Raw genomic sequence first — 23,230 nt, 5'->3', positions numbered from 1 at the left:
ATATTCTGTCATTCGCACGTTACACTAACAAACTGGAAAAGATCGTATCGTTCAACACGTCCGTGATTTGCTTTTCCGTCAGTTGTTCATGATGCGTCTTTGACCAATCGTTAACTAGTGCTAAATACGTTTTGAATAAAAGATATGCAATTAGCTCGCTGTCACATGGCTTTAATTCACCTTTTGCGACACCGCGATCAATCTTTCTTGCAATGAATTTTAATATTTCCTTCTCTATAGACGTTAACACGTCTCCTACAGCAGGTGTTCGTAACTCTTTCTCTTCTTCGATCAATTTAATAAATAACTGATGGGTCTCGCGAAATTTCAACAATTGCATAATACGCGCATGGGCATTCTCTTGAAATGACGCGCCTTCTTTAGCTGTCTGTTCGGAGACGTTTTTCATTTCTTCAACCATTTTCCAGACAATTGAATGAAATAACTCTTCTTTATTCGAGAAAAATGTATAGATTGTACCTTTCCCCACATTCGCAATCTTCGCTACTTGATCCATCGTCGTCGCTTTATATCCAAACATCGTAAACGATTTTTCAGCCGCCAATATAATTTCTTCTCTACGATCCATTATGACACTTCCTTCAGAAATGACCGGAATACCGTTTCGGTCTTCTAGTCATTATATTACATAGATTTATAGATAAATGCAAGATATTACACAAAAGACTACCATACAAGCCATATGGTACTGACTTGTATGATAGTCTTCAATTTTTTATTCGATTATAAATACTTTGCGAATCGGTTCTTTGATTACTTTATCGTTTGCTGATTTCACTTCGGTAATCGTTAAATAATAGAGTTCGCCTTTAGTATATCTAGCAATCGGCTTGATTTTTACTGATTTCCCATCTTCTCCGAGTGTTGTAGAAACCGTAACCATTTCACCCATTGCATTTCTCACGACTACTTTTTCTAAGTTCGCAGCATCATGTTGTAATGTATCTGAAAACGTGATAGTCCACTCTTTCATCGTTTGAACTTCATTTTCAGAATCGAAATACGTATAGGGTTGATCATTTTCGATCACTACAACTTGCAGTATTTCTGAAGACAGTTCGAGACCTTCAACTGCATCCAGCACTTTACCCGCTTCCCCGATTTGAACGATCATCTTTCCGTCAACCACTTCTGTTTTTTCTACTTTTGCCGGGTGCAGTTCTCCAGTCTTTTCATCTTTCACTTGAATTTGAAGCTTCCTATCTGTAACTGTCGCTTTTACATTTTCAGGTGTTTTGACCGAGAGTTCAGGTTTTGGATCAGGGTTCGGTGTAGGATTCCAGTTATCTCCTAGATCTGCTCCCAAGTTCGTTGTATACTGCCAACGTAAAATATCATCTTTCTTTAATTCATAAATTCCAGCACTATACTGCGGGAACTCACCATTGACTGAATACATCCAGCCACTTAGCGGACCGCCATCAAATTCCGCTACATTATTAATGCTTTTCACGTATAGGGTTGGACCTACACCAGTAAATTTGAATGGTATTGAGCCACTTTCTACTTCACGTTGTAGTACCGTGAACGCCGTATCCCCCGACTCAATTTCCAACTGTTTTGGGCTAATAATATCCCCCATATTCATTGTTCGTGTTTCTACGGAAAATGTAATATTCGTTGGATGTACTGGTGGCTCTATAGTTTCTTCTTCAGAAAATTGTTGCCAGACAGATTTACCCGTTTTAATTTCTTGTAGTGCAATTAAAGATTGTTCGACAGCTATCGTATTGACCCATTGATCGGCTGGTAAAGTGAATGCAAATGCTCCATTTTTCATTTGGAATTTGCTTAATGCATCTACAGGTGATTTCCCATCTTTTTGCCATTCGATAGATGTAACGTCTTCTCCTGAAGCAACCAGTCCTGAAATGACAGTCGCAATACTGTTGGAGTTTTCTCCCCAAGCGCCCCAGCCAGCTGTATCCAGTTGTTGTTCGCGTAAGACGTGTTTTGCTCGTTCAATGGCTGTATTCACCGCACTATCATCTTGATAATTTGCTAGTGCCAATAAGACCATCGCTGTCATATCGGGATCAGCTTTGTCTTGTACGTTTAATGAAAGAGAAAATCCACCCTTTTCCTTTTCTTGCTTTAACAAATGTTGTAACGCTTTTTCTTTCGCTTCAGCATTCCATGTTCCTACGTCCTGCCCACGCTTCATACCTGTATCTAAAGCGAGCATCGCCCAGGCGTGTTTATTTATAGGACCAATTGATCCATCTGCTTTTTGTTGTGCCGCTAACTCTGCATACAGATTACGATTCGTTTCCCACGCAGTAGTTGGATCCTTCCCTACTGCCAGCAAACCAAAGATATAACGGATATGGTCTGTATCTGACTCGTCACTATTTAATTCTGGATCTTTAGTAATCCACTCTGGTAATCGTGCTGTACCATCAATTAATTGCGAACTAGATGCGCCCAATCCAACCAGTTCCGTCCAACTAATTCCCGGCATACCCCATCTGAAATTATCCTTATTATATCTCTCTACTTCATAAAAACGTAACGTATCCGCTAGCATCTCGTCTACCGTACGAATAACTTCTGGTATAGCCGGAGTATGATTCGCAGTAGTGTTTACATTTGCCAGCTCTTCAACTGTTCCTTCTGTTTTCTCTACTCCTGTATCCACGGCTTGTACTGTCGGAGTTACAAACGACAACATCAACCACAAGCTTACTAACACAGAAAACGTCTTGCTTACTCGACTACCTTTCTTCAACGACTCCTACCCCCTATTTTTTTCAATAAAAAAATCCCGCCTCCGGAAAGAGACTAGGATGGATGGATGCGTGTTTAGACATACCTAATACAACACCACATACACACCTTTTTCCGGAAGGTTGTAAGCATCGTATTATGGTAAGTCTCCTGACTTTTGGATACCAACGCAACTTCAACCTTCCCAGTACGAATACCAGTGGTTGTCTGAAGTCACTTTCCAATTACAGTGGCCGGACCGTTCAGGATTTTCACCTGATTCCTTTTTAAGTCTTGCAAACTAGCAAGACACCAAAATACGCTATAAACTCCTCTTTATCATAAGGAGTCGACATAACAATTGCAATAGCGTAATATTTGACGGTTCATCTATTTACAGGCTTCTATCCTATACCGATTTCTCTAAACGCTATCTTGACTATCTTTTCAGACTATGTAACGATAAGAGATGGATAAACACTAGGGGTGCTTTTGCTGAGAGAGGCGTTCGCCTTAACCCTTGAACCTGCTCTAGATAATGCTAGCGGAGGGAAGTGGACATATGACGGATTTTATCCGTACTATGCAACCGCTTCGCATAGAGAAGTGGTTTTTTTGTGTGAATTTTTTTAAGAAATGAGAAGTGGTAAGAATATGATGAATAAAGTTTTAGAGTTTACTAATGTCTCTTTTCATTATCAAGCAACGAAAGCTTCGAAACCAACTGTTATTTTCGATCAAGTTGACTGGCACGTGAAGGAAGGCGAATTCGTTAGCATCATTGGACCAAGCGGCTATGGCAAAAGCACGTTATTTCGACTCATCACTGGCCTAGAGAACCCTGACAGTGGACAGATTTTATTGGACGGAGAAGTGACAACGAAGCGGTTAGGCAAGGTTGGCTATATGCCGCAGCAAGACTTACTCATGCCGTGGCGGACGATTCTTGAAAATGTTCAATTACCTGTAGAGCTTCAAAAACGTAAACCTTCTTCCGATGAAATCATCCAGTTACTTGCTGACTTCGGACTGGCAGGAGAAGAAAACGCCTATCCTGGAAACTTATCAGGCGGGATGCGACAACGTGTTTCTTTTTTGCGCACAATCCTGACTGGCTCAAATATTTTATTATTGGACGAGCCATTTAGCGCACTAGATGCGATTACGCGGCTGACGATGCAAGAGTGGCTAATCGATCAATGGCAAAAGCTCGATAAAACGATTGTCTTCATCACACATGATATTGACGAAGCCTTATTCCTATCCGATCGCATCTTTGTACTTGCTGAAAAACCGGTACAGGCGATTCGCGAAGTCTTCGTGCCTCTCAGCCGACCACGCACTATGCGGGACTTGGCACGACCGGAACTGATGGAACTGAAAGAGCAACTGATTAACGAGCTTCGTTCGGAGGCGCGGCTATGAAGAAGATGACTTCGTATAGTTGGTCTATACTTCTCGTTGCAATCCTTCTTGGCATATGGGAAATCGCAGCACGACTTTACGACAAAAGCTTCCTCTTCCCGTCCCCTTCAGCGATTCTGATCAGATTATGGGAGCTGAAAACGGAGCTGTTTATCCATCACTTACCTCCGACTGCTTTAACTATTTTGATCGGCTTATCGATTTCGATCATCATCGGATCCACACTAGCGATTGCGATGTATAGTAAGAAACCAATTGAGCAAGCTTTTTACCCTATTTTGATCGCGTCGCAAACGATTCCGGTCATTGCGCTTGCACCGATTTTTGTCTTGTGGTTCGGCTACAGCATTTGGAGTAAAGTCGCAGTCACCGTCCTGATCACTTTTTTCCCGATCACCGTCAGCGTATTCGACGGCTTACGCTCGTCAGATAAGAACTTACGTGAGTTAATGATGACAATGGGCGCATCCGCCAAAGATATCTTCTATAAGCTAGACCTACCTTCCGCTTTGCCATCTTTCTTCTCTGGACTCAAAGTGGCGGTCACACTTAGCGTAATTGGTGCGGCCATTGGAGAATGGTTAGGCGCGCAGGCAGGACTTGGATATTTCAGCAGAAGAATGATGACGCAATTTGATAGTGCTGCTGTATTCGCACCGATCGTCTTGCTTTCGGCAGTAGGCATTATCTTCTTTTTACTCGTTGTCGTAATAGAAAAATACTTTTTACAATGGAGGAATCATCAATGAAAAAACGTCTGTTCCTTAGCATCACGTGTCTTCTTCTACTTCTAGCTGGATGTACAAATGATACAACCCCTGCCAATCAAGAAGAGACACCGAACAATGAAAAGAAAAAAGTCAGCATTATGCTCGACTGGTATCCGAATGCCGTACATAGCTATATATATGTTGCGCAAGAAAAAGGATTTTTTAATGAAGAAAACGTGGAAGTGGACATTCAATTCCCTGCCAATCCGACCGACCCAATGAACTTGACCGCAGCAGGTAAAGTGACACTTGGATTGTATTACCAACCGGACGTCATTTTAGCGCAAGCAAATGAAAATATTCCGGTTAAAGCGATTGCCTCCATCGTACGTGAGCCGCTTAATTACACAGTCATGTTGGAAGAAAGCTCGATTCAATCACCTAAAGATCTTGAAGGCAAAACAGTTGGCTATCCTGGAATTCCACTGAACGAATCTCTGATTAAAACGATGGTAACGAATGACGGTGGCGATTATGACAAAGTGAATATGATCGATGTTGGATTTGAATTGGAATCTTCACTCGTTTCAAAACGCGTCGATGCCGTGACAGGAACATTTATTAACCACGAAGTGCCTGTTATGGACTCGAAAGGATTCAAAACGCGCTACTTTAATCCAGTAGACTATGGCGTGCCGAATTATAGTGAAATCGTGTTGTTGACGAGTGATGATACATGGAATAAAGAACAAGACGCCATCCAGGCTTTCTGGCGAGCAGCTCAAAAAGGCTATGAATTTATGGTAGAACAGCCCGAAGAAGCACTCGACCTCTTGCTGAACAACCAAGATCAAGCCAACTTCCCGTTAGACAAAGCAATCGAAACGGAAAGTTTACAAGTGTTATTACCTAAGATGGATACAGATGGTAAAGCATTTGGCACGCTGGATGAAACATCTTGGGAAGAAGTACGGGACTGGCTACATGAAATGGAAATGATCAAGACGAAACCTGAAGTGGATGAGATGATCTTAGATATCAATACGGGAGAAATGTTCTCTAAATTAACGAAGTAACATACTCAAAAGGCTATTGCGAGAGTCTCCATGACTAATCGCAATAGCCTTTTTGATGATATGCGATTAGTGAGGCAGTACGGTAAACTTCACAGCAAATGACTTCTTCATCGCAACTCCATTCTTATTTTGCGCACCTTGATCCACACGTAAATAATGAACCCCTTGTGGCCATTCAGTAGTTGGTGTAATGAATAATTGCTTACTATTTAAAGGATCCACTTTCGCTGTAAAACTTTCGATACGTTCTGTGCTATTTGGCGAACGGGTAATGTAAATATGTCGAGCATAGTCTTCTTCCAGTAGCAATGCACTAGTGAACTTGATTTTGAATACCTTATTTGGTTGTACATGCAGTTCAGGAAAATCGCCCTTAAATTCATTCAGCAATGCGTTGCTAAGTCGTTCTATATTAACTAATCCCGCACCGAAATGAATGTCTTTTCCCGGCGCCCCTAAGTCTGTCGCGGTCGTTTCAAGTAACCGTCTAATCTCAGTGGGCGTCGCTTCGGGCTTTATAGATTTCAATAACGCCGCTGCGCCTGCTACCATAGGTCCTGAAAAAGAAGTTCCACTGACTGACTTATAGCTATTATTAATTGTTGTTGTATAGATTGCCGCACCTGGAGCAACTAAGCTAACGTGAGAGTTATAGTTTGAAAAGTAAGCGCGCTGATTATCTCTTTCTATTGCCCCCACTGAAATTACAGAAGCGTAGGATGCAGGAAACATGATGGAATTTCCCTCCATTGCATCGTTTCCTGCAGACGCAACGACCGTAATACCCGATTCCACTGCACGCTGTATCGCTTTTTCCTCCAATTGGGAAGCTTGGCTACTTCCGTAACTCATGTTGATCACGTCGACTTGTTTCTTGATGGCGTAATCAATCGCTTGGATACTATCTGACACTTTACTGAGCCCGTTTAGATGCGAGACTTTCAACGGCAATACTTTGGTATCATATATTCCTGTAATTCCCACTACCCCTAGATGATTCCCAGCCCTAGCCGCAATGACGCCTGCGATTGCGGTTCCATGGCCGTTGACGTCCTGAACATTCGTATTATCTGCGTAAAAATTATAACCGCCTGGCTGTATTCGCCCTTGTAAATCTTCATGATATAGATCAATACCAGAATCAATGACGGCTACGACGGTATTTTTCTTTTGCTCTTGCACTCTAGACCACATCAACTGCAGCTTTAGTTGTGGAATCCACCACTGCTTCACAAGAAGAGGATCGTTGAATACGACATGTGAAGAGCGCTCATAATTCGGTTCAATATGTAAAACATTTGGATCTTCGAGAAGTTGTTCCTTCATCAGAAGCATCTCAGCAGAATCTGTAAAGCTCCATAACTCCACTTCGTCTGTAATAGTTTCGCGGTTTTCTACACCCGATAAGTTTTCATCTATAGAAAACGTTTGGCGATTATTTTCATACTCTACCAGTAACTCATTTGAAATCACTTCCGCACTGACTATTTCTTGTAAACCAAATACCGCCATCCATCCAATGCATATAATCAAAAGTAGATGATGCTGCCTTTTCATTCGACCCTCTTTTCTTCCCTGTCACACTTTAGCAATATGGGATTCTTTTAAACCATTATAACTCACCATTTACCATCTTCATACATCCTATACGTTAGATAGGACTACTTTACATGAGGTATTTTGAGAAACCCACTTTCCTAAATACTCTACGCCCTACTTCCTTTATGCCACTACCTGCCTTACGTCTAGAATAATCCCGTCAGTCATAGTATAATCTTGACTACATTGGTATCTATACTCATTTTAAAAGAGAGAGCCATAGCATGAAGTAGGAGAATTTATATGAAAAAATGTCCGATATGTAATGAAATGAATAGAAAACAGCAAGAGTACTGCACACACTGCAAAGCATTTCTGGCATCACGCTATTCCAATAAAAAACGGTCGTTACTGAAAACACCAGTGTACCCGGTTTTATTACTAGCTATTGTGCTAGTCGCGATTACAAGCTATTACGCTATGGAAACCAAATACGGTCGTAAGGCAACAACTGAGCACTTTATTTCAGCGCTGATCGAGCAGGATCATGATGCTTTGCATGAATTGATTGTGCCGAAAGATAGTCGTATTTCAATCAACGCAGAAAGTATTGGAGCATTGCTTACATTGGTGGAAAAAAACCCTTCTATCGTTCAAGTAGTAGAAACTAATTTAAAAGAAAAGACCGACGAAGGCATGTTCTCCATGCGCATAACAGGAAAACGATTCGGCCTCTTCCCGCGCTATACGATCAATCCGACGGGCTATATTCTCAAAGTGAAATCTATCGGGGAGGAAACCGTCCTGTCAATTCATGATACAGAGATGGGCTATATCAAAAAAAGTAAAGAACAAGCAGAATTTGGCCCGTATATGGCAGGGATATATCCAATCAAAATGACGACCACTTTGAATGATGAAAGCGTGCGCGAAGAAATTCAAGCAAACGTATTCGGAGCGAAGCAATCGGTTCATCTCGCTTTTGATTCGATCAAAGAATTGGCGATCGCAACCAATACAGAAACCGACAACGATTTGCCAGTCGTGCAAAACGACGTCGTAAAAGAAGAACCTGTCGAAACGGTAATTGTCAAAGAAGTGATTAAAGAAGTACCAGCTGGTGGTTCAAACGACCATTTCATCATCTCGTACAGCGGTGATGTCTTCCTCGATACTTCCGATTTAAAAGGACTGTCAAAGGATGATTTACGTTTAGCGCGCAATGAAATCTATGCACGGCACGGCTATGTATTCAAATCAAAAGAACTGCAGAACTACTTTGGCTCACAGTCTTGGTACAAACCGAATCCATCCTTCGATGGAAAAATGACCGAGTGGGAGAAGCATAATATTGAGTTGATTAAATCACAAGAATGAAAGAAGGAGCAACCCGCGAAGTCAGCTGACTTCGTGGATTGCTCCTGTTTTTGTGGTGTAGCGCGGTCACAAGCTAACTCAGCTAGCTTCTTCGTCATCCCCACTCTCGCCTTCTACTACAAACTTCTTCATAGCCCTTGCTTCATACGTTACCCAGTCTTCATCGGGCTTGTTGATCAATTCGTCCAAAATCGAAACCGCTTGTGCCTCTTCACCGAGCTGCCACAAAGCACGGCTTTCCTGAAGACGAATCCCTTCTCGGTAAGGTGATTCCATATAATTCACATCTTGTTCTTTACTGAATGCTTTCGCGACCTCCACGACATCTTCATACTTCTGCTCACGTAAATAACTCGAAGCTAGGAAGTACGATGCATCGTCCGTGAAGTAATCACTTTCTTCCGTGCGCACAGCGTATTCTAAATACGCAACAGCTGCTGGGAAGTCTTCCTTTACGAATTGCCTATAGCCTTCATTATAATACATATTCGCTGCTTCATTTGAAACGAATGCAAGCTCCGTTTCTTCTTTCGGCTCTACCTCTTCTACTCTTTTTTCAACCGGCTCTTCTTTCTTAGACACAGTCTCCGTAATAGCCGGTTTTTTCACCGGTGCTGTAGTGGGTGACTCCGTAGCGGTTTCAGGCTGTGTCAGTAGATTCGCTAGTAACCAGACGAAAAATACTAACAGCACGGTCGCAATACTAGCGAATAGTACTACCGCCTCTTTTTTCAGCTTACGTTTGCGCCTAGGCTTAGGAACCGGTCGTGCGATATCTGGACGTGGAGGTTCTGCCGCCACAGCACGTTTGATAGTCGGATCGTCGAGTACATACAAAGGTAGCCCCGCCGTATAACGAGATAAAGTACCGCTTTCATAACGCGCCAACAAGACCGTTTTCATACGATATAATTCAATCGGGACGGGCAGTTTTCCTGCCAGCTGAATCGCGTGATCAATAATATGTAGTGCGTTTTCACCAAATCCTAGCTGAATTTCCGACACTGCATGGTTGTATTCATCGATGACCTGCGTATACGTGTCCCAATTGTCGGTAATCGTTTGCTTCAATTTAATGGCATGTGACTCGTCGCTATCTAGTTCCTTCAGGTAAGCTAATGCCACATGCAAATTTCCGACCTTACTCTCAAGCAACGCTTTATGCCACAGAATCTGCTTGCGGCTAACATTCAACTTTTCCAATTCCCGTATCGTATCAAGTGCCATCGTGTAACGTTTCTGTCGTATCTCTTGTTGCATTTGCTGAATTAGCATAGGAACGTTAGTAAATGAACTCATTGAATCACCTCCACCTACTAAACGGGCGTACGTAGTGACTCACCCATTGATCAATTGTTATGCTCGTCATAAACGTTCCTCCTTTTACGAAACCGTTTTCACTTGTGCATCTTGAATGACTTGACCTTCTATTGAAAAGGCTCTGCGGAATACAGCCGCCACTTTAAAACGCTCGATCCCTTGTGCTTCTTCTTCGGGTATAGTGCCAACCGCTTCCATATAGCTTTCATCGAAATACTCATCGTACACCGGTAACTCTGTTATACCGATTTCTTCAAGTAAGAGCTGCGCTTGATCCATCACAGCATCCAATTGTGCAAGTAAATCGACAGATGCAGGATCAACCGTTTGACGCACGTCTTCAAATAAACTAAAGATTTGCACCGCGCGTTTTGCCATTTGGACGCGGTCTTGCAATGCTTCATCTTGCAAACGCGTGATGGCCTCATCAACGGGCAAGACGGCTTGATTGCTCTCCAACAATTCTTCTAGGGAGCGAAAACTCGTCGATGTAAATTGCTGAAATTGCTTTAAATCTTCTTGTGTGACGGGCTTCTCGATAGGATCTACTTCGAAATCTTCAATCGTAATTTTCTCCAACTGTAATAATTCTTTATCCAATATGCGCTGTAACTCTTCCGGCCTGTTATTCGCGGACTCATGTATAGTACTCATCGAATTCCCCTTTTCAGAAAACTTATGTAATGCATAAATCAAGCAAGAAAAGCCCAGTTTACCCTTAGGCTATTATACTGATAAGATAGCACTTTTTGGAGGCTAACACAATACTGGGCAGTGAATTGTCGAAGGAATGAGGCGACTTTCGTACACTTGTTGACCCATTGTTGCACGAAGTGGCATCGATAGACAGAACATTCATCTAGAAATGTTAAGGTTGCTATTTCTTCAGATAACAAGTAGAGTAGGGATTAATTAAACTTTCACTTATTTCGATAATTTCGGAGTAAGGATAGAGGCGCAAAAACCATTAGTACACAATCAGAGAATCATGAGGTTCTGTGAAGATTGTGGAAAGGGGAATTTGCCGAAGCGGCGAGACACTCATGATCTCCAAGCTGATTCTGGACTGAACAAGTGCAGGATTGTCATATAGGAAACTATATGGTGGGCTATCTCGTGCAAAGAAATAATTCATTATTTCAACGCAACAGCGAGCCCTCGTTGTTGCTTTTTGCGTTCAATTACGTACCGCCCCCACCTCTATGTTTTTTAATAAAATGATAGGATGTGGAGAATAATGAATTTCGGATCAATTATGACAGCGATGGTTACTCCGTTTGATGAAAGAGGAGACATCGATTACCCAGCAACACAAAACTTAATCAATCACTTACTAGCCAATGGAACAGACGCACTAGTTGTCGCAGGTACGACAGGAGAATCCCCTACTCTTACTGCACAAGAGAAAGTAGAACTATTCAAATTCACTGTGCAAACCGTTGCAGGTCGCGCGCCAGTTATTGCAGGTACAGGAACAAACAGTACAAGAGAATCCATCGACTTGACGATCCAAGCAGAAGAAGCTGGCGTCGACGGAATTATGCTTGTCGTCCCGTATTATAATAAGCCTTGTCAAGAAGGGTTGTACCAGCACTTCAAGACGATTGCACAAACGACTACATTACCGGTCATGCTGTATAACATCCCAGGACGTAGTGCCGTGAATATGTTGCCCGAAACGATTATCCGATTGGCAAACAACGTATCGAATATTACGTCTGTCAAAGAAGCAAGTGGTGATCTAGAAGCCGTTGCGGCGATCATTGAACATACCGGAGATGACTTCTTTGTCTACACAGGTGATGATGCGTCTACACTTCCTGTACTCGCTATTGGCGGCGCCGGCATTGTGTCGGTTTCTGCTCATATTATAGGAAATGAAATGCAAGAAATGGTGCACCACTTCAAGACCGGCAATACCAAGCAAGCTGCTACCATTTATCGTGGCCTATTGCCGATCATGCAAGCGATGTTCGCTGCACCGAACCCTTCTCCTACAAAAGCCGCGCTGAACTTGACGGGCGTACCGGTTGGTGGCGTTCGTTTACCGATGATTGCGTTGCCTGACGAACAAGTAGAATCGTTAAAAGACCTTCTAGCGCTTCGAAACCAATCCGCAATCGGCCTTTGATCCATATATAGAAACCACTTTAAGCTGCTGCGAGTCGACCGTATGATATGGTCGTCTCGTAGCAGCTTTTTGATTCATTCGATACGGTGCCAGGTTCTACGACACGGTACCAGGTCCTCACACAATTCGAACACAATTCGGCTGTGACACCGACACAGTACCAGGTCCACACACAATTCGAACTCAATTTGGCTGTGATACGATACGGTACCAGGTCCTCACACAATTCGAACACAATTCAGCTGTGATACGATACGGTACCAGGTCCTCACACAATTCGAACACAATTCGGCTTTGACACCGACACAGTACCAGGTCCTCACACAATTCGAACACAATTTGGCTGTGACACCGACACAGTACCAGGTCCTCACACAATTCGAACACAATTCGGCTGTGATACGACACAGTACCAGGTCCTCACACAATTCGAACACAATTCGGCTGTGATACGACACAGTACCAGGTCCACACACAATTCGAACACAATTCAAGCACAATTCATTCAGGAATTAAATTCTTCTACTGTAACAGCTGCAAAAATTCAATTCTTCAAACCTATAACGTTATTCGTACGCACTTTCCATTTTCCAAAATTCAATTTCACTCTTTTGACCAAAATAAAACTTCTCCACTATACTCAATATATTCACAAAATAATAGGAGGAGAGGTTAATGGCAAGACGTAAACGGAATTGGAGGCCGAATGCAAACTACCATGTCGTCATGCGCGGCAATAACCGACAGAACATCTACAACACGGAAGATGATATGTGGCATCTGATGCGATGCATAGGCCATGCATCTATCTATTATCAATTCACAATTTTCGCGTTCTGTATCATGACCAATCACTATCATATTCTACTTCAATCTGAAGACAGCCTATCTAAAATCATGCGGCATATCAATCGAAAATACAGCGATTATTACTCTAAACGTTATGGATATATTGGACAACTTTATCAGGGCCGATATTATTCTAAAGAAGTAAAATCTCCATACGCAATGCTCGCTGTAAGCCGCTATATTCACCGCAATCCGATCACAACAAAAACACCTTTGGTCAAGCATTTGGCTGATTATCCATTCAGCACATTCCCCTACTATCACTCTTCTGCACCGTCACCTTATTCGTATCTTGATACATCTAAACTCCCACACTGCTTACCTCAACCATTCGAGAAAACTACAGAAGCCTACGTGCATTATTGTTTGATGGACATAGAGGATATTTTGAACCGCCAGAAAAGTAAGGATATTCTAGAAGCGTTCCCTTAATCTCAATATAATGAAATACCAAAAGACTTCTAATGTACTGGATTAGAAGTCTTTTGGCGCGATACGCTGAGTTGTCTGAATAGTTTAGAAGTTGTGTGGGGACCTGGTACCGTTTGCGAACACCATCAATAAATCCCCATAATCCCAAGCGCAATCGCAGGAATCAATGAAAGCATAGGGAACACTATCGCGATCACACCCATCTCTCTATACGATTCCTTGTGGGTCATACCTGTCACAATTAAAATCGTCAAGATCGCCCCGTTGTGAGGAAGAGAATCCAATCCACCCGATGCAATTGATGCAATGCGGTGAAAGGCTTCGGGCGCAGGACCCGTAGTGGTTGCAATCTCATAGTAATGCGAGCCTAGTGCTTCTAATGTGATACCAAGACCACCGGAAGCTGACCCTGTCGCTCCCGCTAAAACGTTTACCGCAATGGCTTCAGAGATTAAAGGGTTTGCATTGATTCCTAAAATCGCGTCGCTTAACTTTTCAAAGCCCGGAACCGATCGTACAATCGTTCCGAATCCTACTGCGGCACTCGTGTTGATCATCGCCATAACAGAATCGCTCGCTCCACTGTTTACTGCTTTTGTGAAGCCTTTGAATTCTCTAATAGAAATGAGTAAAATTAGAACAATGCCCGTTGCCAAGGCTATGACAATATCCCATTTTAAAAAGTTCAATGTAATAATAACAGCCAGTAAAGGTAATAACGAAAGTATGATATGTGGATAGTTCGTACGTGGTTCAGCATTCAAGTCCTCTTCACGTTCTTCGAAAACTTCCCCTGCTTCTCTTAACACTCGTACTCTACGATTCAAATACAATACGGAACAGACAATCATGAACGCCGATGAAACAAGTCCGATAATCGGAGCCGCTGCCGCTGTCGTATGAAAGTACTGTGTCGGGATCAGATTCTGAATTTGCGGTGTACCTGGCAATGCCGTCATGGCGAATGTCATCATCCCCGCTACAATCGTTCCTGGAAGAAGACGTCTGCTAATATTCGCTTCACGGAACATATTCAGGGCCAATGGATAGACTGCGAATACAACAACGAACACACTCACACCACCGTAAGCCAATACACTTGCTGCCACAATGACACCAATGATTGCACGCTCTTTACCAAAAACGCGTGAAATTCCAATAGCTACTGAATGGGCCATTCCGCTGTACTCCATCAACTTCCCGAAAATCGCCCCCAACATAAATACCGGGAACCATTGCTTTGCAAAGTTAACGAACCCTGTCATATATGTATCCGTATACGCGTCCAATAAGTTTAATCCACCGAATAGTGCTACGATTCCTGCACAAATCGGTGCAATCCAGATGATCGACCAACCTCTATAAGCCAATACCATAAGTAACACTAAACCTATAAATATCCCTAACATCCTACCCCTCCTCCAACTGACTATGTACTATTCAAAATAAAACGACTTTAATTTAGAAAAATAGCAGGATCGGAGTTAAATATTCACTACGATCCTGCTTATGGTCAATTAACTACTTGGGAAGTCGAAATCTGTTTTGCTTTCATCATTATAAGAAGTATCAAACCATCTCTCAGAAACGGTTTTAGTTTTCGTAAAGAAGCGAACCGTATCCGGACCAAACATTTGCCCTTCACCAAATCTGGAGCGTTTCCATCCACCGAAGTTATGATAACCAACTGGAATGGGAATCGGAACATTTACCCCTACCATTCCCACTTCGATTTGATCCGTGAACGTCCGTGCAGCGCTTCCACTGTTGGTAAAGATCGTCACGCCATTACCATATTCGTGCTCATTAATTAGATCAATCGCTTGTTCGAGCGTATCTACCCTAACCACGATTCGTGCAGGACCGAAGACTTCTTCCTTGTACACACTCATGTCTGTTGTTACATGATCAAGCAATGTTGGTGCTAAGTAATAGCCTCCTTCATCCGCTACTTTAGGATTTCGTCCGTCCACAGCTAGGACGGCTCCTTCTTCTATAGCCAAATCGATGGATTTCACTACACTCGCTTTTGCTTCAGCACTGATCACAGGTCCGAAATCTGCTTCTTTGTCATCGAACTTTCCGACTTTCAGTTCATTCACTTTTTCTGTTAGCTTGGCAACAAATGCTTCAGCTGTTTTCTGACCTACAGGAATCGCAGAAGAAATTGCCATACACCTTTGTGATGCGGCACCATAAGCTGCGCCAAGGAATGAATTCACCGCTGTATCGATATCCGCATCCGGCATGATGACCATATTATTCTTTCCGCCACCAAATGCCTGTACACGCTTATGATTTTTTGTTCCTTTTTCATAAACTGCTTCAGCTACCGGCGTCGACCCTACAAAGCTAACAGCCATAACGTCTTTATTCGTAAGCAGTGCATCGACAGCTTCTTTATCGCCATTGACCACATTCCAAACACCAGCTGGCAATCCCGCTTTAGACCATAGCTCCGCAAGAATTAATGCAGAATGAGGAACCTTTTCTGAAGGTTTCAGAATCATCGCGTTACCTACTGCCACCGCCATCGTACTCATCGCGACAGGTACCATTACCGGGAAGTTAAATGGTGAAATACATGTTACAACACCTAATGGCTTGTGCATGGAATACGAATTGATTTCTCCCCCCACATTCACCGAGTGCTCACCTTTTAACAAGTGTGGAGCACCAATCGCAAAGTCCACCGACTCGATACCACGTGAGATTTCACCTGCTGCATCAGAGAGCGTTTTTCCGTTCTCTTCACCAATTGCATAGGCCAATCGATCCGTATTTTCTACAAGTAGGGCACGGAACTTGTGAAGTACTTCCATTCGTTTTCCAACTGAAATCTTAGACCAGTGCGTAAACCCTTCTTTCGCTAGCTTCACGACCTCATTCACTTCTTCTGTTGAAGCCAATGGCACTTTTGCAATCCTCTCTCCAGTGGAAGGATTAAAGACATCTCCAAAACGTCCACTCTTGCCTTCAACCTCTTCACCATTAATAAAATGAGTTAACGTCTTTACATCTGTTTTTTGCATAGATCTATTCCTCCTAATTTATAATGAATTCTCTTATACGTTTTGCTTTTGATGATTCAACTTGTCTTGAATCATCAAATACGAAGAAGACATATCTTCATGAGCATGACCCTTTTCTACTTCTTCTTCATAATATTTAATCAGCTGCGAAGTAATCGGTAGCTCTCCGTTAAGTGAATCTGATACATGTTTCGCAAGCTTCAAATCTTTTAATAATAATGAAGTCGTGAATGCACCTTTATTGTACTCATCCTGTGAAATATACGTCTTGTAGTTACGCGTAAGAATTGTACTCGCGCCCGAACTGACGTTAACGATGTCATAGACGATATCCTGATTAACACCCGCAAGCTTCGCTAGTGAGAGAGCTTCCGCAACTGCTTGATTGTGGATACCCGCCATCATATTATTGATGAGCTTTACAATAGTACCAACACCCGGATCTTTTCCTACATGAAATACATTCGATCCAATAGCTTGTAAATAAGGCAGTACCGATTCAAACGTTTCTTTTTCGCCACCTACCATAATGGATAACGTAGCGTTCACCGCACCACTGACACTTCCACTTACCGGCGCGCCCAAGTATTCAAGATTTTGTTGCAATGCCTCTATTTCAATTCTCCTGTTCAGCTCAGGTGAAATCGTACTTAAATCCACTAATACTACTGGCTTCGTAGCACTATTCACAATTCCCTCTTCACCTAAATACACATTTTCCGCAATAGCAGGAGTAGGTAGACTGGTGAAAACGAGATCCACTTCCTTGAGTAACGAAGCAGTAGTCAGACCCACATGCCCCCCCAATTCTCCAAAGCTCTGTTCCGACTCTTTATTGATATCCAAAGCGTAAACGGAGTAGCCTTTTTTCAATAAATTACGCGCCATCGGGAAACCCATATTTCCAAGCCCAATAAACCCAATCTTCTTTTCATTCGCCATACATATTCCTCCTTTTTAATTCGCTTATAAAAATGTAAGCGTTATCATTAATAATAAAAAAATATAGAAACCTAACAATTTGTAAACGATTAATAATTACATAATGATCCTTAATTTATTTCACATACCGTAGTCACATACTACAGTCACTCAATAGTATCTAGAATTATCCAATTAGTCAACCCATTTTCTAAAAATTTTAAATAAACCTGCTAACATGGTATCCTGTTAACAAACATGGTAAAGGAGGAACAGAACATGACAGAACTTACACCCCGTCAATTAAAAGCGCAAGAGACGAAGAAAAACCTCCTAGAAAAAGGCCTAGAGCTTTTCCATGAAAGAGGTTTCGATAATGTAACGGTAGAAAGTATCGCAAAAGCATGTAACGTTTCCAAAGGGGCATTCTACGTTCATTTTAATTCGAAATATGATGTCTTCTTGGAAAAATTTAAAGATATCGATGAATTTTACCTATCATTCATTCCTAGCATTCCCGCTGATCTCAAGGCTTCAGAAAAAATTCTTCTTTTTTATAAAGGCCAAATGACGTATTTAAGGGATGTCTTAGGAAAAGATTTCATTCATACGATTTACACAAGCGCACTGGCATTAACGATAGATGATGAACACTATTTAACTGACCAAAATCGCCAACTGTATCAAATCATTCGCTCTTATGTAGAAGAAGGAGTAGAACGAAATGAGTTTAAACGAGAGCTTTCGGTTGATGAGATTTCAATGCTCGTCACACGTTGCATGCGCGGAACGATCTACGATTGGATCATTTTTAGAGAACGTCTGGATCCTGTAGTAGAAATTCACTGTATTATTTCCGTAGTGTTAGATGGACTAAAATGTGATAGTGAATGAAATAAATCTTTTACGAGAGTGTAATGACAGAACAGACTCCCTTTACTGATCGCTAGCTATTTCACCGTAAAGATCTATTGTTTCTTTCACGCACAACAGAAACCACTCGAATGCATTCGGTTTCAACTATAGTAAATTCCAAACACCTTCTACCGATTTTTATGGAAGGTGTTTTTACTGCAAGTTCGAAATACATTCTCCCTTCATTCAGTCCCGTGCACATGTATAATTTTCAAGCTATAATTAACTAACACAACGCAAAATAGATATCTCATGGAGGCTCTAATGTTTAAAGACGCATTTATTCATACACTCATACAAGTTGAAAACGATAAGAAATGGATGTCTGTAGCGAATTGGATGAATGAAAACTTTTCGGTCATCCAATCAGATAAGACATTGCTAGAAGCGGCTAAAGTTTTGAACGAATTGAAACTTGAATTTCTTCCAGTTGTCGATTCACATCATAAACCGATTGGCATGATGACTCCCCACCATATACTCGAAGCATTCGTCAGTGGCCGTGACAAGCATATGTTGCTCGAGACGATGTTCTTCACGCAAGTAGCTGAAATAGATGAGCAGTCATTGTTGAGTGAACTCCCTTTTCAATCCGACAATCCGGCTGTCTATATGGTGAAAAATCCACAAGGTATGCTCACAGGCCTCCTAACGCAAAAAGAAATCTTCAAAGGGCTAACGGCACTGATGGAAAGCTATATACAAAATGACAAAGTGACGGATATTTTATCTGTTATTCTTGAAAAAGCGTATGAAGGTATTGCGGTAGTCGATGAAAATGGGATCATCATTGAATTCAATGAGGCATATAGCAAATTCACAGGTGTACCTAGATCTGAGGCATTGGGAAGGCATGTAACAAACGTAATTGAAAACACGAATTTACATGAAACGGTCCAAAAAGGTATTCCGGAAAGAGGCGTTCTACAAAATATACAAGGACAAGACATGGTCGTTCACCGAATCCCTATTTGGAAAAATGGCAAAGTAGTTGCAGCAATCGGAATGCTCATTTTTGAAGGGGTTTCGGACATCTACCGGATCTATGAACGATTGCAACTGCAGAAAGTCATGGCCGATACAGAACTTCCTCCCCTATCATCAGAAGGCTTTTCGAGTCTCAATCAAATTATCGGAACGAGTGAAGCGATATCCGACTTGAAAAGAAAAGCGCGGACTGCTGCACGGACACAAGCTGTCGTTTTACTATCAGGCGAAAAAGGCACCGGGAAAAAGGCATTCGCAGAAAGCATTCACTTATTAAGCCCAATCGCATCAAAACCATTTACGATCATACACTGTACGGTTGAGGTCTCAAAAAACGTGGACGAGCAGCTTTTCGGCATGCATGGAATCCTCACTTCCGGTAACGAAAGCACACTCTACTTACAAGATATAGAAGCATTATCTCTGACTTTACAAATGAAGTTACTGGACTGTTTACGACACGCTCCAGAAGGTTTCCCTGTCCAACTCATTATTTCTTCTACACAAAATTTATATGAATTAGCCGAAAGTGATGCATTCAGCTCCGAGTTATATGCCCAATTAAATCCGTTGCAACTGACCATTCCTGCACTTCGCAACAGGAAAGAAGACATTCCCTATTTACTGTCACACTATATGCAGGAAATATGTTTCACACATAAAATACCCGAGAAGTCTTTCACCACTTCGGCTGTGACGTACTTAATGAATTACGAATGGAAAGGCAATATCGAAGAATTGATTGACGTGCTAGAACACCTAGTTAGCACGGTTCATTCCAATAGCATCGACGTAACAGACTTACCTCAACTAATCGTGGAGGGACAAAATATCCACACATTGGAAAATATCAAAGAGAAACAAGACGCAGAAGAAAAAAAGATGATTATCGATTTACTAGATAAAACAGACGGCAATAAATCAAAGACCGCTGAGCTGCTTGGCATCCACAGAACGACATTATACAAAAAAATGAGAAAATTTAATATTTGACTAGAGTGTAGCCTTAATGCTACACTATGTTTATTAATAAAAGTGTAGCCTAGATGCTACACTTTTTTATTGCTGTTTTAAACGTCCTACTTTATTACACGTATTATAATGTAAGGAGCTGACCTGATGGAAACTTGCAAAACGTTTCAAATGCCACCCACCATACTGTACCAGCAAAATTCATTTGCACAGATTGGTGAAAAAGCTGTACATCTCGGTAAGAAAGCACTGATCATCAGCGACCAAATCATGCAGAATCTCGGATACGTAGAAGAGTGTCAGCGTAAATTATCGGAACGCTCCGTTAAAAGTGTAGTCTTCCTTGGTGTAGCTTCAGAGCCAAATGATCAATATGTAGAAGATGCACTTCATTTATATCGAGACGAAACATGCGACTTGATTATTTCGTTAGGTGGCGGAAGCTGTATCGACACGGCGAAAGCAGTTGCAGTAGTAGCGACTAACGGTGGAAACATCGAAGACTACGTAGGCATGAAGAAAATTGCACAAATAGCACCTGTACCTCACATTGCGATTCCAACTACTGCAGGAACCGGTTCAGAAGCAACAGACGTCACCGTCATCACGAATTCAGCAACAACAGTGAAAATGATGATTAAACAGCCTGCTTTCATGCCGAATGTAGCCATCGTCGATCCATTGCTGACGCTCTCTTCTCCTCAAAAAGTAACAGCAGCGACCGGTGTAGACGCACTGAGTCACGCCATTGAAGCATACATATCTAAAAAATCTCATCCGATGACAGATATGATGGCGTTATCCGCAATCAAGTTAATCTCAAAGAATTTGCATCAAGCATTCACGGACGGTCAAAACATCGAAGCTAGAGAAGGTATGTCACTCGCTGCGCTTCAAGCTGGAAGTGCATTTTCCAATGCATCTGTTTGTTTAATCCATGGCATGTCTAGGCCAATTGGTGCCCTATTTGATGTGCCACACGGTTTCTCGAATGCGATGCTTTTACCTGCAATACTGGAATATAGCAAAGATGCATGTATTGATAGATTGGCAGACATCGGCCGGATCTTTTCTTCCGAAGCAGAACAAGTATCAGATGAAGCTGCCGCAGAAATCGCTGTACAATCAGTGAAGGATTTATGTAAAGCATTAGCTATCCCGAATCTTGAACAATGGGGAATTCCACGTGCAGAGTTTGTAAGCGCTATCAGTAAAATGTCTACAGACGCGATCGCCAGCGGAAGCCCTAGCAATAATCCTAAAACACCTTCAAAAGAAGAAATCGCAGAGCTATATCAAGTATGTTATGAATACCAATTTTAATAGAATATGTAATTACACTAGGAGGCCATCTATATGACAACAAATTCAACAGTAACAGTACAAAACTATATTAACGGTGAATGGGTATCTGCTACGACAGACCAAACAGAGCCTGTATATAATCCTGCCACTGGAGAAGTCGTCGCACACGTTCCCATCTCAACAAAAGAAGATGTAGATCGCGCAGTACAAGTAGCTAGCGAAGCATTTGTTACTTGGAAAGAAGTACCCGTTCCACGTCGCGCACGTATTCTATTCAAATATCAGCAACTATTAGTCGATCACTGGGATGAGCTTGCTCGAATTATCACAGTCGAAAACGGAAAAAACTTTACTGAAGCGCACGGTGAAGTACTACGCGGAATTGAATGTGTAGAATTTGCCACAGGAGCCCCTACGTTGATGATGGGTGATAACTTGCCATCCGTCGCATCAGGTTTGGAATCTGGAACCTATCGCTATCCAATCGGCGTCATTGGCGGAATCACTCCATTCAACTTCCCGATGATGGTGCCATGCTGGATGTTCCCGATGGCAATCGCAACAGGAAATACATTTGTACTCAAGCCATCCGAGCGCACACCGATGCTAGCAAACCGCTTAGCTGAACTACTCGAAGAAGCCGGCTTACCCAAAGGCGTCTTCAATATTGTGCACGGAGCACACGACGTAGTAAATAGTATTCTAGATCACGAAAAGATCGCCGCCATTTCATTCGTAGGTTCTCAGCCCGTTGCCGAGTACGTCTACAAACGCGGAACAGATAATCTAAAACGCGTTCAAGCACTAGCGGGAGCAAAAAATCACTCCATCGTCTTAAAAGATGCGAACTTAGACAATGCCGCCACACAAATCATCAACGCAGCATTCGGTTCAGCCGGAGAACGTTGCATGGCATGTTCAGTCGTCGCTGTGGAAGAAGACATTGCAGACGAATTTGTTGAAACATTGCTCAATCGAGCGAATGAACTCACAATCGGAAACGGTTTGGACGAAGGAATCTTCCTTGGCCCCGTCATTCGTGACACGCATAAAGAACGTACAGAACAATACATCGCGACTGGTGAAAATGAAGGCGCAACAATGGTTCGCGACGGTCGCCTAGACAGTGCAGCTAAAGAAAAAGGATACTTTGTCGGACCTACGATCTTTGATCATGTCACGAACGAAATGAAGATTTGGCAAGACGAAATTTTCGCGCCTGTCCTATCGATCAGCCGTGTGAAAAACTTGGATGAAGCGATCGACTTATCGAATAAATCCAAGTTCGGTAACGGCGCATGTATTTTCACAAGAGACGGTGGAAACGTACGCAATTTCCGCGAAAACATCGACGCAGGAATGCTCGGATTAAATATCGGCGTACCTGCACCTATGGCCTTCTTCCCATTCTCCGGTTGGAAAGATTCCTTCTATGGCGATCTTCATGCGAACGGTAAAGACGGACTGAATTTCTATACACGTCAGAAAGTACTTACGGGGCGTTGGGAATAA

The 23,230-nt window shown here is 42.3% G+C and carries 18 protein-coding genes and 3 riboswitches; of the genes, 10 read left to right on the top strand and 8 right to left on the bottom strand.

Features of this window, described 5'->3' with window-relative positions:
• Nucleotides 1-19: 19 nt before the first annotated feature.
• Together CSV73_RS09290 and CSV73_RS09285 are read right to left on the bottom strand one after the other, a co-directional pair.
• The gene (locus CSV73_RS09290; RefSeq protein ID WP_099627316.1) at nt 20-589 is read right to left on the bottom strand and encodes a TetR/AcrR family transcriptional regulator; all 570 of its coding nucleotides are present in this window, start codon (nt 587-589) and stop codon (nt 20-22) included.
• Between the two features lie 147 nt (nt 590-736).
• Nucleotides 737-2,749, bottom strand: a complete 2,013-nt coding sequence (locus CSV73_RS09285) for a DUF4430 domain-containing protein (protein WP_099627315.1) — start codon at nt 2,747-2,749, stop codon at nt 737-739.
• A 122-nt stretch (nt 2,750-2,871) separates the two neighbouring features.
• Nucleotides 2,872-3,059, bottom strand: a riboswitch (cobalamin riboswitch).
• A 140-nt stretch (nt 3,060-3,199) separates the two neighbouring features.
• A riboswitch (TPP riboswitch) is annotated at nt 3,200-3,297 on the top strand.
• Between the two features lie 87 nt (nt 3,298-3,384).
• On the opposite strand from CSV73_RS09285, the gene CSV73_RS09280 reads away from it, so the two are divergent.
• From CSV73_RS09280 to CSV73_RS09270, 3 genes are read left to right on the top strand one after another with little or no spacing between them, the layout of a single operon-like run.
• On the top strand, nt 3,385-4,152 hold the full coding sequence (locus CSV73_RS09280; RefSeq protein WP_099627332.1) for an ABC transporter ATP-binding protein: 768 nt from the start codon (nt 3,385-3,387) through the stop codon (nt 4,150-4,152).
• Nucleotides 4,149-4,901 (top strand): ABC transporter permease, encoded by a 753-nt coding sequence (locus CSV73_RS09275; protein ID WP_199093025.1) that lies wholly within the window; start codon nt 4,149-4,151, stop codon nt 4,899-4,901. The genes CSV73_RS09280 and CSV73_RS09275 overlap by 4 nt, the downstream gene beginning before the upstream one ends.
• On the top strand, nt 4,898-5,938 hold the full coding sequence (locus CSV73_RS09270) for an ABC transporter substrate-binding protein (protein WP_099627314.1): 1,041 nt from the start codon (nt 4,898-4,900) through the stop codon (nt 5,936-5,938). Before CSV73_RS09275 ends, CSV73_RS09270 begins: the two co-directional genes overlap by 4 nt.
• Before the next feature lie 66 nt (nt 5,939-6,004).
• On the opposite strand, the gene CSV73_RS09265 is transcribed toward CSV73_RS09270, so the two are convergent.
• Entirely contained in the window at nt 6,005-7,495 is a 1,491-nt protein-coding gene (locus tag CSV73_RS09265; protein WP_099627313.1) for a S8 family peptidase, read from the bottom strand.
• 285 nt (nt 7,496-7,780) lie between these two features.
• Here CSV73_RS09265 and CSV73_RS09260 point away from each other — a divergent pair, with 285 nt between their 5' ends.
• Nucleotides 7,781-8,854 (top strand): YARHG domain-containing protein, encoded by a 1,074-nt coding sequence (locus tag CSV73_RS09260; protein WP_099627312.1) that lies wholly within the window; start codon nt 7,781-7,783, stop codon nt 8,852-8,854.
• Nucleotides 8,855-8,932: 78 nt separating this feature from the next.
• Here the strand turns inward: CSV73_RS09260 and CSV73_RS09255 are convergent, their stop codons facing one another.
• Together CSV73_RS09255 and grpE are read right to left on the bottom strand one after the other, a co-directional pair.
• Nucleotides 8,933-10,153, bottom strand: coding sequence for a tetratricopeptide repeat protein (locus tag CSV73_RS09255; protein ID WP_099627311.1), 1,221 nt, complete (start codon nt 10,151-10,153; stop codon nt 8,933-8,935).
• An 84-nt stretch (nt 10,154-10,237) separates the two neighbouring features.
• Nucleotides 10,238-10,828, bottom strand: a complete 591-nt coding sequence (gene grpE / locus CSV73_RS09250) for a nucleotide exchange factor GrpE (RefSeq protein WP_099627310.1) — start codon at nt 10,826-10,828, stop codon at nt 10,238-10,240.
• Between the two features lie 288 nt (nt 10,829-11,116).
• A riboswitch (Lysine riboswitch) is annotated at nt 11,117-11,294 on the top strand.
• Between the two features lie 117 nt (nt 11,295-11,411).
• On the opposite strand from grpE, the gene dapA reads away from it, so the two are divergent.
• Together dapA and CSV73_RS09240 are read left to right on the top strand one after the other, a co-directional pair.
• Nucleotides 11,412-12,305, top strand: coding sequence for a 4-hydroxy-tetrahydrodipicolinate synthase (dapA, locus tag CSV73_RS09245; protein ID WP_099627309.1), 894 nt, complete (start codon nt 11,412-11,414; stop codon nt 12,303-12,305).
• Nucleotides 12,306-12,980: 675 nt separating this feature from the next.
• Nucleotides 12,981-13,586 carry a transposase gene (locus CSV73_RS09240; protein WP_233202863.1) on the top strand — a complete coding sequence of 202 codons (606 nt, stop codon included), beginning with the start codon at nt 12,981-12,983 and terminating at the stop codon, nt 13,584-13,586.
• 125 nt (nt 13,587-13,711) lie between these two features.
• Here CSV73_RS09240 and CSV73_RS09235 read toward each other — a convergent pair whose 3' ends face one another.
• The 3 genes from CSV73_RS09235 to CSV73_RS09225 all read right to left on the bottom strand — a co-directional run bounded on the left by CSV73_RS09235 (nt 13,712) and on the right by CSV73_RS09225 (nt 17,560).
• A complete protein-coding gene (locus tag CSV73_RS09235) occupies nt 13,712-14,995 on the bottom strand; it encodes a GntP family permease (protein WP_099627308.1) in 1,284 nt (427 codons plus the stop codon).
• A gap of 108 nt (nt 14,996-15,103) precedes the next feature.
• Nucleotides 15,104-16,618 (bottom strand): CoA-acylating methylmalonate-semialdehyde dehydrogenase, encoded by a 1,515-nt coding sequence (locus CSV73_RS09230; protein ID WP_085132848.1) that lies wholly within the window; start codon nt 16,616-16,618, stop codon nt 15,104-15,106.
• 33 nt (nt 16,619-16,651) lie between these two features.
• Nucleotides 16,652-17,560, bottom strand: a complete 909-nt coding sequence (locus tag CSV73_RS09225; RefSeq protein ID WP_099627307.1) for an NAD(P)-dependent oxidoreductase — start codon at nt 17,558-17,560, stop codon at nt 16,652-16,654.
• Nucleotides 17,561-17,818: 258 nt separating this feature from the next.
• Between CSV73_RS09225 and CSV73_RS09220 the strand changes: the two genes are divergently transcribed.
• The 4 genes from CSV73_RS09220 (at nt 17,819) to CSV73_RS09205 (ending at nt 23,230) form a co-directional block, all read left to right on the top strand.
• The gene (locus CSV73_RS09220; RefSeq protein ID WP_099627306.1) at nt 17,819-18,433 is read left to right on the top strand and encodes a TetR/AcrR family transcriptional regulator; all 615 of its coding nucleotides are present in this window, start codon (nt 17,819-17,821) and stop codon (nt 18,431-18,433) included.
• Nucleotides 18,434-18,718: 285 nt separating this feature from the next.
• A complete protein-coding gene (locus tag CSV73_RS09215) occupies nt 18,719-20,434 on the top strand; it encodes a sigma 54-interacting transcriptional regulator (RefSeq protein ID WP_158232329.1) in 1,716 nt (571 codons plus the stop codon).
• Nucleotides 20,435-20,560: 126 nt separating this feature from the next.
• Complete coding sequence (locus CSV73_RS09210; RefSeq protein WP_099627304.1) at nt 20,561-21,736, top strand: iron-containing alcohol dehydrogenase; 1,176 nt, start codon at nt 20,561-20,563, stop codon at nt 21,734-21,736.
• A 33-nt stretch (nt 21,737-21,769) separates the two neighbouring features.
• Nucleotides 21,770-23,230, top strand: coding sequence for a CoA-acylating methylmalonate-semialdehyde dehydrogenase (locus CSV73_RS09205; protein ID WP_099627303.1), 1,461 nt, complete (start codon nt 21,770-21,772; stop codon nt 23,228-23,230).

This window comes from Sporosarcina sp. P1, assembly GCF_002743155.1.
GTDB classification, from domain to species: domain Bacteria; phylum Bacillota; class Bacilli; order Bacillales_A; family Planococcaceae; genus Sporosarcina; species Sporosarcina ureae_B.
The sequence above is the reverse complement of the archived record's forward strand: the minus strand, read 5'-3'. Positions and strand labels throughout refer to the sequence as shown.

What these genes read in the sequence shown, in the direction of transcription:
- dapA (WP_099627309.1), top strand. Translation starts at nt 11,412, where the DNA reads ATGAATTTCGGATCAATTATGACAGCGATGGTTACTCCGTTTGATGAA.
- CSV73_RS09225 (WP_099627307.1), bottom strand. Translation starts at nt 17,560, where the DNA reads ATGGCGAATGAAAAGAAGATTGGGTTTATTGGGCTTGGAAATATGGGT.
- CSV73_RS09220 (WP_099627306.1), top strand. Translation starts at nt 17,819, where the DNA reads ATGACAGAACTTACACCCCGTCAATTAAAAGCGCAAGAGACGAAGAAA.
- CSV73_RS09275 (WP_199093025.1), top strand. Translation starts at nt 4,149, where the DNA reads ATGAAGAAGATGACTTCGTATAGTTGGTCTATACTTCTCGTTGCAATC.
- CSV73_RS09215 (WP_158232329.1), top strand. Translation starts at nt 18,719, where the DNA reads ATGTTTAAAGACGCATTTATTCATACACTCATACAAGTTGAAAACGAT.
- CSV73_RS09240 (WP_233202863.1), top strand. Translation starts at nt 12,981, where the DNA reads ATGGCAAGACGTAAACGGAATTGGAGGCCGAATGCAAACTACCATGTC.
- CSV73_RS09230 (WP_085132848.1), bottom strand. Translation starts at nt 16,618, where the DNA reads ATGCAAAAAACAGATGTAAAGACGTTAACTCATTTTATTAATGGTGAA.
- CSV73_RS09270 (WP_099627314.1), top strand. Translation starts at nt 4,898, where the DNA reads ATGAAAAAACGTCTGTTCCTTAGCATCACGTGTCTTCTTCTACTTCTA.
- CSV73_RS09205 (WP_099627303.1), top strand. Translation starts at nt 21,770, where the DNA reads ATGACAACAAATTCAACAGTAACAGTACAAAACTATATTAACGGTGAA.
- CSV73_RS09210 (WP_099627304.1), top strand. Translation starts at nt 20,561, where the DNA reads ATGGAAACTTGCAAAACGTTTCAAATGCCACCCACCATACTGTACCAG.
- grpE (WP_099627310.1), bottom strand. Translation starts at nt 10,828, where the DNA reads ATGAGTACTATACATGAGTCCGCGAATAACAGGCCGGAAGAGTTACAG.
- CSV73_RS09255 (WP_099627311.1), bottom strand. Translation starts at nt 10,153, where the DNA reads ATGAGTTCATTTACTAACGTTCCTATGCTAATTCAGCAAATGCAACAA.
- CSV73_RS09260 (WP_099627312.1), top strand. Translation starts at nt 7,781, where the DNA reads ATGAAAAAATGTCCGATATGTAATGAAATGAATAGAAAACAGCAAGAG.
- CSV73_RS09280 (WP_099627332.1), top strand. Translation starts at nt 3,385, where the DNA reads ATGAATAAAGTTTTAGAGTTTACTAATGTCTCTTTTCATTATCAAGCA.
- CSV73_RS09290 (WP_099627316.1), bottom strand. Translation starts at nt 589, where the DNA reads ATGGATCGTAGAGAAGAAATTATATTGGCGGCTGAAAAATCGTTTACG.
- CSV73_RS09265 (WP_099627313.1), bottom strand. Translation starts at nt 7,495, where the DNA reads ATGAAAAGGCAGCATCATCTACTTTTGATTATATGCATTGGATGGATG.
- CSV73_RS09235 (WP_099627308.1), bottom strand. Translation starts at nt 14,995, where the DNA reads ATGTTAGGGATATTTATAGGTTTAGTGTTACTTATGGTATTGGCTTAT.